Raw genomic sequence first — 14,897 nt, 5'->3', positions numbered from 1 at the left:
CCCCCCCCCCCCGTGTCTGGGGGGGTGGGGGGGGGCGGCCCGGGGGGGGGGGGGGGGGGGGGGGGGGGGGGGGGGGGGGGGGCTCGGTGACCGGTGGGGCGGCTCGGGTTCGGCGAGGGCACCCCCCCCGCGCTCCGAAACACCCCGGCAACATGTGTCCCGGTAGAGTCGGCCCATGGGTGACCTGTTCAACGGCTATGGCGGCACGCTCGCCCCGCGCAAGACTCCGGGCGGCGTTCCCGCCTTCGACGAGATGTTCGGCGAGGCGGCGGAACACGCGGGTGGTGCGACCGCCAGGCGGGCGTATCAGGAGATCTACAGCTCCCTCGCACGGATGACCCAGGAGGAGCTCCGAGGCCGCACCGACGCTCTCGCCAGCTCCTACCTCGCGCAGGGCGTCACCTTCGACTTCGCCGGTGAGGAGCGTCCGTTCCCGCTCGACGCGGTCCCTCGGGTGATCGAGCAGCAGGAGTGGACGCAGGTCGAGGCCGGCATCAAGCAGCGCGTCAAAGCGCTGGAGGCCTTCCTCGCCGACGTCTACGGCCCGCAGCTCGCCGTCCGCGACGGCGTCATCCCCGCGAAGCTCATCTCCTCGTCGTCGCACTTCCACCGGCAGGCCTACGGGATCCAGGCCGCGAACGGCGTCCGCATCCAGGTCTCCGGTATCGATCTCATCCGCGACGAGCACGGTCAGATGCGCGTCCTCGAGGACAACGTCCGCGTTCCGTCCGGCGTCAGCTACGTCATCTCCAACCGCCGCGTGATGGCGCAGACGCTCCCCGAGCTGTTCGTCTCGATGCGCGTCCGGCCCGTCGGCGACTACCCCAACAAGCTCCTGCAGGCGCTGCGTGCGTCGGCCCCGCCCGGCGTCGAGGACCCGAACGTCGTCGTCCTCACCCCCGGCGTGTACAACTCCGCGTACTTCGAGCACACGCTGCTCGCGCGGCTCATGGGCGTCGAGCTCGTCGAGGGTCGCGACCTCTTCTGCTCCGGCGGCAAGGTCTTCATGCGGACGACCGCCGGGCCCACGCGCGTCGACGTCATCTACCGCCGTGTCGACGACGAGTTCCTCGACCCGCTGTCGTTCCGTGCCGACTCCATGCTCGGTTCGCCCGGGCTCATGCTCGCCGCGCGCCTCGGCAACGTGACCATCGCGAACGCGGTCGGGAACGGTGTCGCCGACGACAAGCTCGTCTACACGTACCTGCCCGACCTCATCAAGTACTACCTGGCCGAGGACGCGATCCTCCCGAACGTCGACACCTGGCGTCTTGAGGACCCGCTCGCCCTCGAAGAGGTGCTCGACCGTCTCGACGAGCTCGTCATCAAGCCCGTCGACGGCTCCGGCGGCAAGGGGCTCGTCGTGGGTCCGGACGCGTCGAAGGAGGAGCTCGCGACCCTCAAGACGAAGCTGCAGGAGGACCCGCGCGGCTGGATCGCGCAGCCGGTCGTCATGCTCTCCACCATTCCGACGCTCGTCGAGGACGGCATGCGTCCCCGCCACGCCGACCTGCGACCGTTCGCCGTCAACGACGGCAACGACGTCTGGGTGCTGCCCGGTGGCCTCACGCGCGTCGCGCTGCCGGAGGGGCAGCTGGTCGTGAACTCCAGCCAGGGCGGCGGCTCGAAGGACACCTGGGTCGTCGGCCGTCCGTTCGATCCCAACGCGGCGCCCGAGGCGTCCTCGCACGACATCCAGGGTCTCGTGGCCGAGCAGGCCACGACCGAGACGACGTCGATCCCGATCATCTACGACCACGGCACGACCCCGGAGCACTCGCCCCAGGATCGCCCGGCCGGCAACCAGGACCAGCAGGAGCAACAGCAGCAGACGCTCTCCGAGCCCGCTGCCGACGGGTCGACGCAGGAGGACGCATCATGCTGAGCCGCATCGCCGAGAGCCTCTTCTGGATCGGCCGCTACATCGAACGCAGCGACGGTACCGCGCGCATCCTCGACGTCCATCTGCAGCTGCTGCTCGAGGACCCGTGGATCGACGAGGACACCGCCTGCCGGTCGTTGCTCTCCGTGATGGGCAGCGACGCGCCCGCCGATCAGGAGCTCACCCGCCAGGACGTCCTCGCGCAGCTCGCCGTCGACCGCACGCACCCGGCGTCGATCGCCTATTCGCTCGGCGCCGCCCGCGAGAACGCCCGACGTGCCCGCGAGATCGTGTCGACCGAACTCTGGGAGTGCCTCAACACGACGCGTGCCCGGATGCCGCGCCGCGTCGCGAGTGACAAGGTGCACGAGTTCTTCGGGTGGGTGCGCGAGCGTTCGGCTCTCGCCGTCGGCATCGTCGACTCCGCCACGAGTCGCGACGACGCCTGGCGCTTCTTCACCCTCGGTCGCAGCCTCGAACGCGCCGACATGACCGCCCGACTCCTGGCGACGCGGTCGCTCACCGAGGCGAGCGGTCCGTCCTGGACGACGATCCTCCGCTCCTGCGGCGCCTACGAGGCCTACCTGCGCACGTACCGCGGCATGCCGAGCGCGAAGAACGCGGCCGAGTTCCTGCTGCTCGACCAGCTGTTCCCCCGGTCGGTCATGTTCTCCATCAGTCGGGCCGAGGAGTGCATGCGCGACCTCGAACCGCGCCGAGGCCGCGTCGGGACCGTGGATTCCGCCCAGCGCCTGCTCGGGCAGATCCGCAGCGACCTCGAGTACCGGCCCATCCAGGACACGCTCGTCGACCTCCCCGGTCGGATGGACGCCGTGCAGAACGTCACCAGCCAGGTGTCGGAGGCGATCCGCGAACGCTACTTCCCCACTCATGCGGTGCCCGCGTGGATCGGAGAGAACTCATGACCCGGCTCCACATCAAGCACAGCACGGGCTTCTCCTACGGCGGCAAGGTCAACGCGTCGTACAACGAGGCGCGCATGCTGCCGGTGACGACCGAGGACCAGTACGTCCTGTACTCGCACATCGACATCCAGCCGGGGGCGTCGCAGTCGACGTACACCGACTACTGGGGCATGAAGGTCTCGGCGTTCGAGGTGCTGACGCCGCATGAGGAGCTCTCGCTCACGGCGACGAGCCTCGTCGAGGTCCGGCCGCGCAAGCACGAGCCGCACCCGACCGGGTGGGAGCAGCTCGACATCGCGACCCAGGCCGCGGTGACGCGGGTGGAGCACCTGGAACAGACCCGCCGGACGACCCCGCCGGACGACCTCGTCGAGCTCGCCCGGACCATCGCCGACCGCTACGAGAGCCCGTGCGAGGCCGCGATGGCCATCAGCCGGGAGATCGGCGAGCAGATGGACTACGTGCAGGGCGTCACGAGTGTCTACTCGACCGCTGCCGAGGCGTGGGCGAACCGCAAGGGCGTCTGTCAGGACATCACGCACATCGTCCTCGGGGCGCTGCGCTCGGTGGGGATCCCGGCCCGGTACGTGTCGGGGTACCTGCACCCGAAGCCGCATGCGGCGATCGGCGAGACGGTGACGGGGGAGTCGCATGCGTGGGTCGAGTGGTTCTGCGGTGACTGGCGTGGGTTCGACCCCACCAACATGGTCGACGTGGGCGAGCGTCACGTCCTCATCGGGCGCGGTCGTGACTACGGCGACGTCTCCCCGCTCCGTGGTGTCTACGCGGGCCCCTACCGCTCGAAGCTCTTCGTGAAGGTCGAGATCACCCGAGAGGCCTGACCCGGCTCCACCGCGGGGACACCCTCCTCGGTGGATGCGCCAGCGCGGTGCGCTGACGTGAGCGCGGGTCATGCGCGTGAGCGCGGGTCTCCGGAGGGTCGCGCTCACGCGCAGGCCACGCGGTCGCGCCCGTTCGGGTGCTCTCGCGTCAGCGCACCGCGCCGACGCCTACAAGCCCGTGCTCACGCCAGCGCCCCGCGCCGGCACCCGTAGGATCGACGGCATGCAGACCGAGATGATCGTCCCGGCCCGCCGCCCGATGAAGCTGATCCCCGCGGTGCTGCTCGCCGCGTCCGCGTTCTGCCTCTTCGGCCTCATGGAGCCGCTCGCCGGCTATCCCCTGTTGATCGCAGCGCTCGCCACCGCGATCCTCGTCGACCGCGACCTGGCCAAGGACCTGTTTCTCATCGCGATCGGCATCGGGATCGTCTCGACCACGTCCGTGGAAGCGGACGTCTCCTGGCCGAGCTTCTTCCGCATCGGCACCGTGCTCCTGCTGGCGGTCGGCGTCCCGTTCCTCATCGACCGATTCGTCTACCGGCGGAAGGCGATCACCTTCCCCTGGCGCAGCCGCGAGAAGAAGACGAAGGGTGAGATCGCCTATCTCTTCGCCGTCCCGCTGCTCGGCTGGGCGATCCTCCCTTTCTACTTCATCCGCTCGGGCGCATACGAGAACTGGCCGGTGATCAGCGACGCCGGGGAACTCGGTCGGTTCTTCGTCGGCGTCAACGCGGTCGGCACCTGGGACGAACTGTTCTTCATCTGCACCTGCTTCGCCCTGCTGCGACGGCACTTCCCGGTCTGGCAGGCCAACCTGCTGCAGGCCGTCATCTTCGTCTCGTTCCTGTGGGAACTCGGCTACCGCTCGTGGGGTCCACTGCTGACGTTCCCCTTCGCGCTCCTCCAGGGGTACTTGTTCTCGAAGACGCGGTCGCTCGGGTACATCCTCGCGGTGCACCTGCTCTTCGACGCGATCGTCTTCCTCGCGATCGTGCACGCCCACCACCGCGACTGGATCCCGATCTTCTGGTACTGAGCGATGCGTCCGGCTGCCAGCGCACCGCGCTGACGTGGGCGCTGGTGTTCCGGGCCCGGCGCGGTGCGCTGGCGCGAGCGGCGGTGTTCAGGCTTCAGCGCGGGTCGGGCGGGTGACCGCGGGTCTCCAGAGGGGCGCGCTCACGCCAGAGACCCGCGCTCACGCGAGCGCACCGCGCTGGCAGCAACCCGGGAGTCAGCCTGCGGCGGGCTTCGTCGCCGCACCGTCGAGCCAGAGCTCGGTCGACTCGTCGCGGTGCACCCCGTCGGTACCGACGTGCTTCTCGCTGATCGTCGGACCGTTCTTGATGACGTGCACGAGCGCCATCCCATGACCTCGGCCGAGCTCGTAGTCCGCCTTCAGCCACTCGAGGATCTCACCGGCCTTCGTCGAAGCGTCGAAGCCGCGGGCGTGCGCCTCGTCGACGAGCTCATGCGGGGTCTTACCGGTCTTCGCCTCGGCGGCATCGAGATAGGCCTGGAACGACATGACGGCTCCTTCGTCGATCGGGTGTCAGCGTCATCGTAGCCAGCGACAGCACCGAGCGACAGACCCCGCAGTGCGCCATGCGGCCACCCTCCAGGGTGGGCGGCGGCGACGCCAATAGGGTGAGGGGATGGACCGCCCCAGCAGGACCCCCGCAGGATTCGCCGCGACCGTCGGCATCGACCTCCTCGCCGTCATCGTGTTCGTCCTCATCGGCCGCGCCAGTCACGGCGAAGGCATCCTCGGACTCCTCGTGACGCTGTGGCCGTTCGCCGTCGGACTCCTCGTCGGACACGTCCTGGCGCTCGTCCTCGGTCAGCGCGAGACCCGGTCGGTCCGCTGGGCCGGCGTCGTCGTCTGGGTGTCGACCGTCGTCGTCGGGATGGTGCTGCGCACGGTCTCCGGCCAGGGCGTCCAACTCAGCTTCGTCATCGTGACCGTCCTCGTCCTCGCCGCACTCCTCCTGGGGTGGCGCTTCGTCGCATGGCTCATCGCCCGCCGACGCCGATGACCCAGCCGACACCGACACCGACGATCACATGAGCGCCGAGCGCTGGGGGCGCTGGTACTTCGCGGTGCAGGCCCTCGCCGGCGCAGCGTGGTGGGTGTCGGTGTTCCTCGTCCCGCCCGTCGGTGCGGCGACACTCGGCAGCCTCGACCCCGTCGTCACGGCCGTGCTCGACGTCCCGCTCTTCGTCGTCGCCTCGGCGCTCGCCGCGTTCGGGATCCGATGGGCGGCGATCCTCGCGACCGCATGGACGCTGCTGGTCACCGTGTCACTGGGGATCTTCGCGGCCGTGACCCAGGAGGCGGGCATCGGTGCCCTGCTGATGGTCGGTGCCGCGGTCGGCTCGGTCACGGCACTCGCGCTCCTCCTCACCGGCGGGATCCCGAGAGCATGGATCACCATCGGGCCGTTCGCGTTCCACCCGGCGGACGCGACGGCGTCGACCGGTTCGCAACTCCGGAGGACCGCCGTCGAGATCATCGTGTTCTGGGGCGTCTTCCTCGCGGTGATCCCCGCCGTCCTGCGGTTCTTCGAGCTGCGGTGGCAGGTCGCGATCGCCCTGCCGCCGGGTGCGGAGCAGATCGCCGACGTCGCCGGCGTCATCGTCTCGGTCCTCGGGAGCGTCGTCGGGCTCTGGTCCGCAGCCGCGATGGCGACGACCGGGGGTGGGACGCCGCTACCTGCCGCGATGCCGAACCGACTCGTCATCGCCGGGCCGTATCGTTTCGTCCGGAACCCGATGGCCGTCGGCAGCATCGTCCAGGGCGTCGGCGTCGGACTCCTGCTGTCGTCCTGGGTCGTGGTCGTCTACGCGGTCTTCGGTGCCGTCGTCTGGAACGTCCTGGTCCGGCCGGTCGAAGAGGCCGACCTCGAGGCGCGCTTCGGCGAGCCGTACCGCCGCTACCGCGAGGACCTGCGGTGCTGGGTCCCGAGTCTCCGCCCGGTGTCGGCTCGTTCGTGACTCCTGCTGCCCGCGACGACCGGCCGCTCCGCGCGACCGGGAGCCCCGGCGGTCGCGGGATGCAGGAGTTGTGAACGCCGAGCGGCCCGGAGCGGAGAACCGTCTAGCGGCGGGAGCCGGTGAGGGTCGTCGACTCATCGACCGGCGACGACTCGGGACGTGACTCCGGACGCGGCTCGGGCGCCTTCGCTCGCGACTTCGGCTTCGGCAGCGGGATCGGCGAGGTGAGCGCGATCTGCTCGGAGAAGTCCTCCGGCGTGACCGGCGACACGACGCCGTCGTGCGTGAACTGCAGGCGCCAGCGGGAGTCGGGCGCGACGCGCAGCCGGAGGTGATGACGGAACACCCCGTAGGCCAGGCCGGTGGCGCAGGCGGCGAACCCGGCGAGTGCGCCCAGGCCGAGCGCCCAGCGTGGCCCGAAGGTGTTGGCCACCCACCCGACGATGGGCGCGCCGATCGGGGTGCCGCCCATGAGGATCGCCATGTAGAGCGCCATCACCCTGCCCCGGACGGCGGCCTCGGTGCTCGTCTGCACGAGTCCGTTCGCGGTCGTCAGGAGCGTCACCGTCGAGAAGCCGACGAGGATCAGCACGGCGGCGAACGACCAGTAGCTCGGCATGAACGCGGCCGTGAGCGCAGCGACCCCGAAGAGCCCGGCCGCGCCGACGATCATCCGCATCTGGGCCTGCGCCCGCCGCGCCGCGAGGAGTGCGCCGGTCAGGGAACCGATCGCGAGCACCGAGGAGAGGATGCCGTACTCACCTGCGCCCTTGCCGAACTCGACGGCCATGGTCGAGGCGAAGATCGGGAAGTTCATGCCGAACGCGCCCATGATGAACACGATCACGAAGACGACCATGAGGTCGGGCCGTCCGCGGACGTACCGGAAGCCCTCGACGAACTGTCCTCGAGCCCGCGGTGGGCGCGGCGCTCGACGGAGGTTGCCGGTGCGCAGGGCCAGCAGGGCGCCGATGACGCCGAGGAAGGTGAAGGCGTTCACGACGAACACCCACCCGGAGCCGATCGCGACGATGAGGAGGCCGGCGATGGCGGGGCCGACCATGCGCGCCGCGTTGAAGGACGCCGAGTTGAGTGCGACGGCGTTCGACATGTTGTGCTCGTCGACGAGCTCGGAGACGAAGGTCTGGCGGGCCGGGCCGTCGACGGCGTTGATGATGCCGAGGGCCAGCGCGAAGAGGTACATGTGCCACAGCTCGGCGTGACCGAAGATGAGCAGCGCGCCGAGCGCGAAGGCCAGGAGCATGAGGCTCGACTGGGTGAGGATGAGGATCTTCCGCTTGTCGAAGCGGTCGGCGATGAGGCCGGTGATCGGGACGAGCACGAGCTGCGGCCCGAACTGCAGGGCCATGGTGGCGCCGACGGCCACGGCGTCGTTGTCGGTGAGGTCGGTCAGCACGACCCAGTTCTGGGTGGTGGCCTGCATCCAGGCGCCGACGTTCGACACGAGCGCGCCGATGAACCAGATGCGGTAGTTGACGCTGGACAGGGAACGGAACATTGCACTCACTGGGTGGCGAGTCTCCTCATGATCTCGGCTGCGCGGGCGAGGGTGTCGCGTTCGTCCGGGGTGAGCGCGCGCAGCTGCTGGGTGATCCACGCGTCGCGTTTCCGGACGGTCTCGGTGACGGTGGTGTGGCCCGCTTCGGTGAGGGCGATGGTGACCTTCCGGCGGTCGGCCGCGTCGGTTGCTCGGGTGACGTACCCGGCCTCTTCGAGGCAGTTGACGGTGCGATTCATGGATGGCGCGGACACGCGGTCGCGTTCGGCCAGTGCCCGCAGGGTTGCGGAGCCCTCTTTGTAGAGCCCTCCGAGGACGGAGAACTGCGGATCGCTGAGGTCGTCGACCGACTTCTCCCCGCGCAGTCGTCTCGCGAGCCGGAAGGTGCCCATCCGGAGTTCGGACGCCTGCTCGGCGATCGTCAGTGCTCTGGTCTTCGTCGCTGCTCCGCTTGCCACGATTCATTAGCCTAGCAAATTAGCCACCCTAAGTATACCCGCGAACTGTCACCAACCGACAGTGCAAAGGGTGCCGGACTATCTGTTTGTGACAGTTCGCGGGCTGGGGTGGGGTCAGAGCCAGCGGCGGGCTCGGAAGATGGCGTACAGGGTGCCGGAGAGGACGAGCATCGCTCCGATGGCGACCGGGTAGCCGAACTGCCAGTGGAGCTCCGGCATGTCGTCGAAGTTCATGCCGTAGACGGTGCCGATGAGCGTCGGGGCGAAGAGGATCGCCGCCCAGGAGGAGATGCGCTTGATCTCCTCGTTCTGCGCCAGCGCCGTCTCGCTCATCCGACGCGACTCCTCGTTCTGCGCGAGGCTCGCTTCCGAGAGGCGTCGCATCTCCTCGTTCTGCTGCTGCGTCATGAGGGTCGCGTGCACCGTCAGCGCGTTGCGGAGCAGGTGACGGAACGAGTCGACGCGCTCCGCGATCCGGAGGGTGTGGTCGAGGACGTCGCGGAAGCCGTTGCGCAGCTCCTCGTCGAGACCGTACTTGTCGGCGCCCTGCAGCAGGCCGTGGAGCATGGCCCGCAGGGGCGTGGTCGCGCGCTGGAACGCGATGACCTGGCGCAGCAGTTCGTAGATGCGACGCGAGACGTCCGCGGCGTCACCGAAGAGCTCGTCCTCGATCTCGTCGATGTCGTTCTCGAGTCCCGCGACGACGGGACCGTAGCCGTCGACGACCTGGTCGAGCACGGCGTGCAGGACCGCGTCGGGACCGAGCGCGAGGATGTCGGGCCGGGCTTCGAGTCGCCGCCGGACCTGGCCGAGGTCGGGCTTCTCCGCGTGGCGGACGGTGACGACGAACCCGGGTCCGACGAACAGGTGCACCTCGCCGAACTCGACCCGCTCCTCCTCGTCCAGGTAGCGGGCGGGACGCAGGACGACGAACAGCGTGTCGCCGTAGCGCTCGAGCTTCGCCCGCTGATGACCCTTCAGAGCGTCCTCGACGGCGAGCGGATGCAGGTCGAACTCCTGCGCGACGGAGCGGATCTCCGACGGTTCCGGGCGGTACAGACCGATCCAGGCCATGCCGCGCTGTTCGTTGAGGAGCTCGTACGTCGCGTCGAGCGATCGCGGGCTCGCCGAGCGCCGTCCGGTCACGTAGATGCCGTTGTCGATGAGTGCCATGAGGTCTCCGTCCATCGATCGACGGGAACGTGCGGCGGCCGCGCGGGTGCAGGCGATCGCGGTGGATCGCACCCGGGGAGGTGTGAGTGAGGGCGCCTCGGCACCGGCGGTGGCAGCGCCTACCGGGTGAGGGAGGCGAGGCGGTTCGTCGATGCGATGGCGCGGGTACTGTCACCAGCCATGGCCGCTCACCTCGCTTCCGTCGAAACCTGCCGGCCCGCCGTTCGGGCCTCGTTCACCGTACGCCTGCCCTCCGGGAACTGCAAACGGACTCGCGACGCCGCCGGGCCGAGGGCCTACGCTGGCGGGATGAGCGAGCAGACCCCGCCACCCGTCGACGACGCGAACCGCCCCGTCGAGCCGCGACCGTATGCGACCGAGACGATCGTCGACGACGATGGCGTCACGGTCTACGTCTACCTGTGGGAGGTGCCGAACCCGCGGGCCGTCGTGCACATCGCCCACGGTGCGGGGGAGCACGCCCTCCGCTACGGGCGCCTCGCCGCGCGGCTCAACGACGCGGGGTACACGGTCGCGGCCGACGACCACCGCGGCCACGGTCGCACGGGGCTCGAGCACCTCGGCCTCGGCAAGCTCGGCCCACGGACGACCCGGGGCGCGATCGACTCCGTCGCCGCCGTCGGCCGGTACCTGCGGACCCGTTTCCCCGAGTCGCGGCTCGCGTTGCTCGGTCACAGTTGGGGCTCGCTCATGGCGCAGAAGGTCGTCGCCGAACACGACTTGTACGAGTTCCTGATCCTCTCGGGCACCTCGCTCGCGATGCCCGGTGTGATCAACGCCGGCGACCTCAACAAGCGCTGGCGGAAGACGGGGAAGACCGGTCTCGAGTGGCTCAACCGCGACCCGGCCGCCTGGGCCGCGTTCGCCGCCGACGAGCGCAACTTCGACATCGGCGTCACCCCGGTGTGGAACCCGATCCAGGCGTTCGCCTTCCTCGGCCGCCCGCCGAAGCGCCTGCCTCGCGCGGTTCCGGTGCTCATTCTGGGCGGATCCGACGACTCCCTCGGTGGCGTCCGCGGCCTGACCCTCCTCCGTGACGCCTACGTGAAGCGGTCGAAGCTGACGGACGTGACGCTCATCATCTACCCCGAGGCGCGGCACGAGATCTTCAACGAGTTGAACCGCGAGGACGTCGAGCGCGACGTCGTGGAGTGGCTCGACAAACGGACCTGAGTCGCCCGGTCGCCGGGCGCCCGCCCCGGTCCGTGAGCGCCCGCCCCGGTCCCTGAGCCTGTCGAAGGGCAGCGACCGCCACCACCCTTCGACAATCTCATGGGCCGCGGGGTACAGTCGCGGCACCCACACTCGACGCAGAGGAGACCCGGTGACCTCGGACGGACCCACCTACAGCCACCGCAGACGGACCTCGGCGGAGCGCATCGCCCGGTCGCTCGCGGGCGCGAGCACGGTCCCGTACTGGCTCGACAGCCCCGATCGGCCGACGCCGGAGCCCCGACTCGTCGGCCAGGTCACGGCGGATCTGCTGGTCGTCGGTGGCGGCTACTCCGGACTGTGGACGGCGCTCATCGCCAAGGAGGCCGACCCCTCGCGTGACGTCGTGCTCATCGAGGGCAGGGAGGTCGGCTGGGCGGCGAGTGGCCGGAACGGCGGCTTCTTCGAGGCGAGCCTCACCCACGGCGTCGACAACGGCGAGCGCCACTTCGCCGACGAACTGCCGGAGCTGGAACGCCTGGCAGACGAGAACTTCGACGAGTTCGTCGCCACGCTCGACCGCCTCGGGATCGACGCCGAGTTCGAGCACACGGGGGTGCTCACGGTCGCGACGGAGCCGCATCAGGTGGACGCGCTTCGCGAGGTATCGGGCGATGGTGTGTTCCTCGATCGCGAGGCCGTCCAGGCGCTCGTGCACTCACCCGTATACCTGGCCGGTCAGCGCGAGTGGAAGAGCACGGCGCTCGTCCACCCGGCGAAGCTCGCCTGGGGGTTGAAGCGCGCGTGCATCGAGCTCGGCGTGCGGGTCTTCGAGCACACCCCGGCGACCCGGTTGCGGCGCTCGGGCGACGGCGTCGCGGTGACGACGAAGCAGGGCCGGGTGCAGGCCCGGCGGGTCGCGCTCGCCACCAACGGCTTCCCGTCACTCCTCAAGCGTACGGAGCTCCTGACGATCCCCGTGTACGACTACGTGCTCATGACCGAGCCGCTCTCCCCGGAGCAGCTCGAGAGCATCGGTTGGACCGACCGCTTCGGCATCGCCGATTCGAGTCGTGAGTTCCACTACTCCCGCCGATCCGCGGACGATCGCATCCTCTACGGCGGCTTCGATGCCGTCTACCACCGCGGCGGTCGGATCCGCCCCGAGCACGACCAGCGACGCGAGACGTTCGAGACGCTCGCCGACCACTTCTTCACGACCTACCCGCAACTCGACGTCCGGTTCACCCACGCGTGGGGCGGCATGATCGATATGTGTTCGCGGCTGTCGGCGTTCCAGGGCACGGCACTCGGCGGGCGCGTCGCCTACAGCGCCGGGTTCACCGGACTCGGGGTCGGAGCGACGCGCTTCGGGGCGAAGGTCATGCTCGATCTCCTGAGCGGCGAGTCGACCGAGCTGACCCGCCTGAAGATGGTCCGGTCCAAGCCGATCCCCATCCCGCCGGAGCCCATCGCGAACCCCGCGATCCAGACCGTCCGCCGCGCGGTCGCCCGTTCCGACGCGAACGAGGGCCGCGACGGCCTGCTCCTGAAGGTCATGGACCGCTTCGGCATCGGCTTCGACTCCTGAGACGGTTGGACAAGCCTTCCGGGGAATCCGGACGCCGTCCAGGAATAGGCTGGGGGCATGCATGGTGAGTACAAGGTCCCGGGTGGCAAGCTCGTCGTCGTCGATCTCGAGGTGGTCGACGACCGCATCGCGGACTTCCGCCTCGCCGGCGACTTCTTCCTCGAACCCGATGACGCGCTCGCGCTGATCGACCGCGCCGTCACCGGGCTCCCCGCCACCACCGACGCCGCAGGTCTCGCCGCCGCCATCCGCGGTGCGCTGCCGGAGGATGCCGTGCTCCTCGGCTTCACGCCCGAGGCCGTCGCGACGGCGATCCGCCGCTCCCTCGCGAAGGCGACGGGCTGGGGCGACTACGACTGGCAGCTCATCCACGAGGGCTCGGTGTCGCCGCAACTCCACCTCGCGCTCGACGAGGTGCTGACGAACGAGGTCGGCGAGGGTCGCCGCGGTCCGACGCTCCGCATTTGGGAGTGGGACCAGTCGGCCGTCGTGATCGGCAGCTTCCAGTCGCTCAAGAACGAGGTCGACCTCGACAATGCGAAGGCGAACGGCTTCGAGGTCGTCCGCCGTGTCTCCGGTGGTGGCGCGATGATGATGCAGCGCGGTGGCATCATCACCTACTCGCTCTACGTCCCGGCCGAGCTCGTGAACGGCATGACCTTCGCCGACTCCTACGCCTACCTCGACGACTGGGTGCTCGTCGCCCTCCGCTCGCTCGGCATCGAGGCGACGTACCAGCCGCTCAACGACATCACGAGCCCGTCGGGCAAGATCGGCGGTGCCGCGCAGAAGCGACTCGGGAACGGTGCCGTCCTGCACCACGTCACGATGAGCTACGACATGGACGGCGAGCTCATGACGCAGGTGCTCCGCATCGGGCGGGAGAAGCTCAGCGACAAGGGCACCACTTCGGCCGCCAAGCGCGTCGACCCGCTCCGCAGCCAGACCGGGCTCTCGCGGGCCGAGATCATCGATCGTATGAAGGACACCTTCGTCGAGATCACCGGCGCGACCCCCGGCCACGTCACCGATGCCGAGCGCGCCGCCGCCGAGCAGCTCGTCACCGACAAGTTCGCCACCGACGCCTGGCTCACCCGCGTCCCGTAGCCTGCCGCAGCCCGCGAACTGTCACCAGTGGCGGGTGTGGGGCTGCATCACCCACCGTTGGTGACAGCTCGCGGGCTAGGGTGGGGGGACGATGACAGCGCAGAACGAGACACCCGACCCGTCGACCCCCGCCACGCAGGCCTCCCTTGAGCAGCGGCTCGCCGACGCGGTCGCCGCCGAGAGCGAGACCAGGGTCGTCGAACGCTGCGTGTCCCTCCTCGCCGGTCGCTATGAGGGTGAGGACTTCCTCCGCGTCGTCGGCGGCCACCACGCCGAGGGCATCCTCGGCGGAGCGCCCGCCCTGTACTGGCCCGAGCTCTGGGGCACCCGCGCCCTGCTGCACGTGTGGGACGACTCGGCCTCCGCGCCCGTCATCGGAGCACTCGGCAACCAGGCCTGGCGCGTCCGCGAGATGGCCGCGCGCGTCTGCGCCGAGCGCCGGATCGGCGACGTCGCCGCGATCGCACCACTCCTGAGCGACGACCACGCCCGCGTGCGCGCAGCCGGAGCCCGGACGCTCGCCGCCGTCGGTGGAGAGGACGCCAAGCCGCTCCTCGAGGCGCTCCTCCGCGACCCCGACCGCGAGGTCCGTCGCGCCGCCCAGCAGTCCGCGAAGGCGCTCGCCACCCGCCGCTGAGCTCGCGAGGGGCCCGAACGGTCGGTCCCGGACGCTCGACACCAGCCAGTCGGGACCCGTGGCGGGCGGACCGGACTAGTGGGTGCCGGCCTCGAGCAGGATGATCACGATCCCGAACAGGGCCGTCGCGACGCCGCCGAGGAGACACCACCACCAGCGCGACCCGCGCACCACGAACGCCGCGCAGCCGAGCACGAAGAGCATCAGCGTCGACACCTGCAGCGCCAGGATCACGGCGTGCTCATGGCTGAGCACGCCGGCGACGCCGAACACGAGCGGGATCGTCGGGAGGACGGCGGACAGGAGCATCCCGGACGACTCCTGGAACCCGTGCCTGATCGACGCCCCGAGCGTCACCAACGCCTCGTGCCGGTCATCGCCGTGGTGCGCGAGGGCGGCCGAGTAGACGTGCGCGAGCCAGAACACGATGAGGGTCAGCGCACTCGTGATGAGCACCTGCTCGACGTCGTCCTCCTCGTACACGCTCGACGCGCCGACGAGGCCGGCGTAGACGACGGTGCCGTAGATCGCACTCGACGAGGTGAGGCGTCGCAACGGTGACGGGTTCGGCTGCATGATCCAGAGGATAGCGGGCACT

General features: G+C 69.8%; 15 protein-coding genes. 10 read left to right on the top strand and 5 right to left on the bottom strand.

Features of this window, described 5'->3' with window-relative positions:
• Nucleotides 1-175: 175 nt before the first annotated feature.
• From QRN19_RS10200 to QRN19_RS10185, 4 genes are all read left to right on the top strand, one after another.
• The gene (locus tag QRN19_RS10200) at nucleotides 176-1,885 is read left to right on the top strand and encodes a circularly permuted type 2 ATP-grasp protein (RefSeq protein WP_124767596.1); all 1,710 of its coding nucleotides are present in this window, start codon (nucleotides 176-178) and stop codon (nucleotides 1,883-1,885) included.
• Complete coding sequence (locus QRN19_RS10195; protein WP_064295753.1) at nucleotides 1,879-2,808, top strand: alpha-E domain-containing protein; 930 nt, start codon at nucleotides 1,879-1,881, stop codon at nucleotides 2,806-2,808. The genes QRN19_RS10200 and QRN19_RS10195 overlap by 7 nt, the downstream gene beginning before the upstream one ends.
• The gene (locus QRN19_RS10190; protein WP_079706431.1) at nucleotides 2,805-3,650 is read left to right on the top strand and encodes a transglutaminase family protein; all 846 of its coding nucleotides are present in this window, start codon (nucleotides 2,805-2,807) and stop codon (nucleotides 3,648-3,650) included. The genes QRN19_RS10195 and QRN19_RS10190 overlap by 4 nt, the downstream gene beginning before the upstream one ends.
• A gap of 223 nt (nucleotides 3,651-3,873) precedes the next feature.
• Nucleotides 3,874-4,686, top strand: a complete 813-nt coding sequence (locus QRN19_RS10185; RefSeq protein WP_285026718.1) for a CPBP family intramembrane glutamic endopeptidase — start codon at nucleotides 3,874-3,876, stop codon at nucleotides 4,684-4,686.
• A gap of 195 nt (nucleotides 4,687-4,881) precedes the next feature.
• Here the strand turns inward: QRN19_RS10185 and QRN19_RS10180 are convergent, their stop codons facing one another.
• Nucleotides 4,882-5,175 carry a DUF4287 domain-containing protein gene (locus QRN19_RS10180; RefSeq protein ID WP_285026716.1) on the bottom strand — a complete coding sequence of 98 codons (294 nt, stop codon included), beginning with the start codon at nucleotides 5,173-5,175 and terminating at the stop codon, nucleotides 4,882-4,884.
• A 127-nt stretch (nucleotides 5,176-5,302) separates the two neighbouring features.
• Here QRN19_RS10180 and QRN19_RS10175 point away from each other — a divergent pair, with 127 nt between their 5' ends.
• The gene (locus QRN19_RS10175) at nucleotides 5,303-5,683 is read left to right on the top strand and encodes a DUF3054 domain-containing protein (protein ID WP_285026715.1); all 381 of its coding nucleotides are present in this window, start codon (nucleotides 5,303-5,305) and stop codon (nucleotides 5,681-5,683) included.
• A 28-nt stretch (nucleotides 5,684-5,711) separates the two neighbouring features.
• Nucleotides 5,712-6,641 carry a methyltransferase family protein gene (locus tag QRN19_RS10170; RefSeq protein WP_285026713.1) on the top strand — a complete coding sequence of 310 codons (930 nt, stop codon included), beginning with the start codon at nucleotides 5,712-5,714 and terminating at the stop codon, nucleotides 6,639-6,641.
• A 103-nt stretch (nucleotides 6,642-6,744) separates the two neighbouring features.
• Here the strand turns inward: QRN19_RS10170 and QRN19_RS10165 are convergent, their stop codons facing one another.
• The 3 genes from QRN19_RS10165 to QRN19_RS10155 all read right to left on the bottom strand — a co-directional run bounded on the left by QRN19_RS10165 (nucleotide 6,745) and on the right by QRN19_RS10155 (nucleotide 9,791).
• Nucleotides 6,745-8,160, bottom strand: a complete 1,416-nt coding sequence (locus QRN19_RS10165; RefSeq protein ID WP_285026711.1) for an MFS transporter — start codon at nucleotides 8,158-8,160, stop codon at nucleotides 6,745-6,747.
• Between the two features lie 5 nt (nucleotides 8,161-8,165).
• Nucleotides 8,166-8,618 carry a MarR family winged helix-turn-helix transcriptional regulator gene (locus QRN19_RS10160; protein ID WP_350224031.1) on the bottom strand — a complete coding sequence of 151 codons (453 nt, stop codon included), beginning with the start codon at nucleotides 8,616-8,618 and terminating at the stop codon, nucleotides 8,166-8,168.
• A 114-nt stretch (nucleotides 8,619-8,732) separates the two neighbouring features.
• Entirely contained in the window at nucleotides 8,733-9,791 is a 1,059-nt protein-coding gene (locus QRN19_RS10155; protein WP_064295772.1) for a magnesium and cobalt transport protein CorA, read from the bottom strand.
• A 309-nt stretch (nucleotides 9,792-10,100) separates the two neighbouring features.
• Here QRN19_RS10155 and QRN19_RS10150 point away from each other — a divergent pair, with 309 nt between their 5' ends.
• The 4 genes from QRN19_RS10150 to QRN19_RS10135 all read left to right on the top strand — a co-directional run bounded on the left by QRN19_RS10150 (nucleotide 10,101) and on the right by QRN19_RS10135 (nucleotide 14,299).
• Complete coding sequence (locus QRN19_RS10150) at nucleotides 10,101-10,985, top strand: alpha/beta hydrolase (protein ID WP_285026709.1); 885 nt, start codon at nucleotides 10,101-10,103, stop codon at nucleotides 10,983-10,985.
• Nucleotides 10,986-11,136: 151 nt separating this feature from the next.
• The gene (locus QRN19_RS10145; RefSeq protein ID WP_285026707.1) at nucleotides 11,137-12,555 is read left to right on the top strand and encodes an NAD(P)/FAD-dependent oxidoreductase; all 1,419 of its coding nucleotides are present in this window, start codon (nucleotides 11,137-11,139) and stop codon (nucleotides 12,553-12,555) included.
• A gap of 57 nt (nucleotides 12,556-12,612) precedes the next feature.
• Nucleotides 12,613-13,662 carry a lipoate-protein ligase LplAB gene (lplAB, locus tag QRN19_RS10140; RefSeq protein ID WP_079706437.1) on the top strand — a complete coding sequence of 350 codons (1,050 nt, stop codon included), beginning with the start codon at nucleotides 12,613-12,615 and terminating at the stop codon, nucleotides 13,660-13,662.
• Between the two features lie 91 nt (nucleotides 13,663-13,753).
• Nucleotides 13,754-14,299, top strand: coding sequence for a HEAT repeat domain-containing protein (locus QRN19_RS10135; protein ID WP_285026706.1), 546 nt, complete (start codon nucleotides 13,754-13,756; stop codon nucleotides 14,297-14,299).
• 75 nt (nucleotides 14,300-14,374) lie between these two features.
• On the opposite strand, the gene QRN19_RS10130 is transcribed toward QRN19_RS10135, so the two are convergent.
• Nucleotides 14,375-14,875 (bottom strand): hypothetical protein, encoded by a 501-nt coding sequence (locus tag QRN19_RS10130; protein WP_138945476.1) that lies wholly within the window; start codon nucleotides 14,873-14,875, stop codon nucleotides 14,375-14,377.
• Nucleotides 14,876-14,897: the final 22 nt, after the last annotated feature.

Source organism: Plantibacter sp. ME-Dv--P-122b (genome assembly GCF_030209375.1).
GTDB lineage: Bacteria > Actinomycetota > Actinomycetes > Actinomycetales > Microbacteriaceae > Plantibacter.
This window is presented reverse-complemented; position numbering and strand designations above follow the sequence as displayed.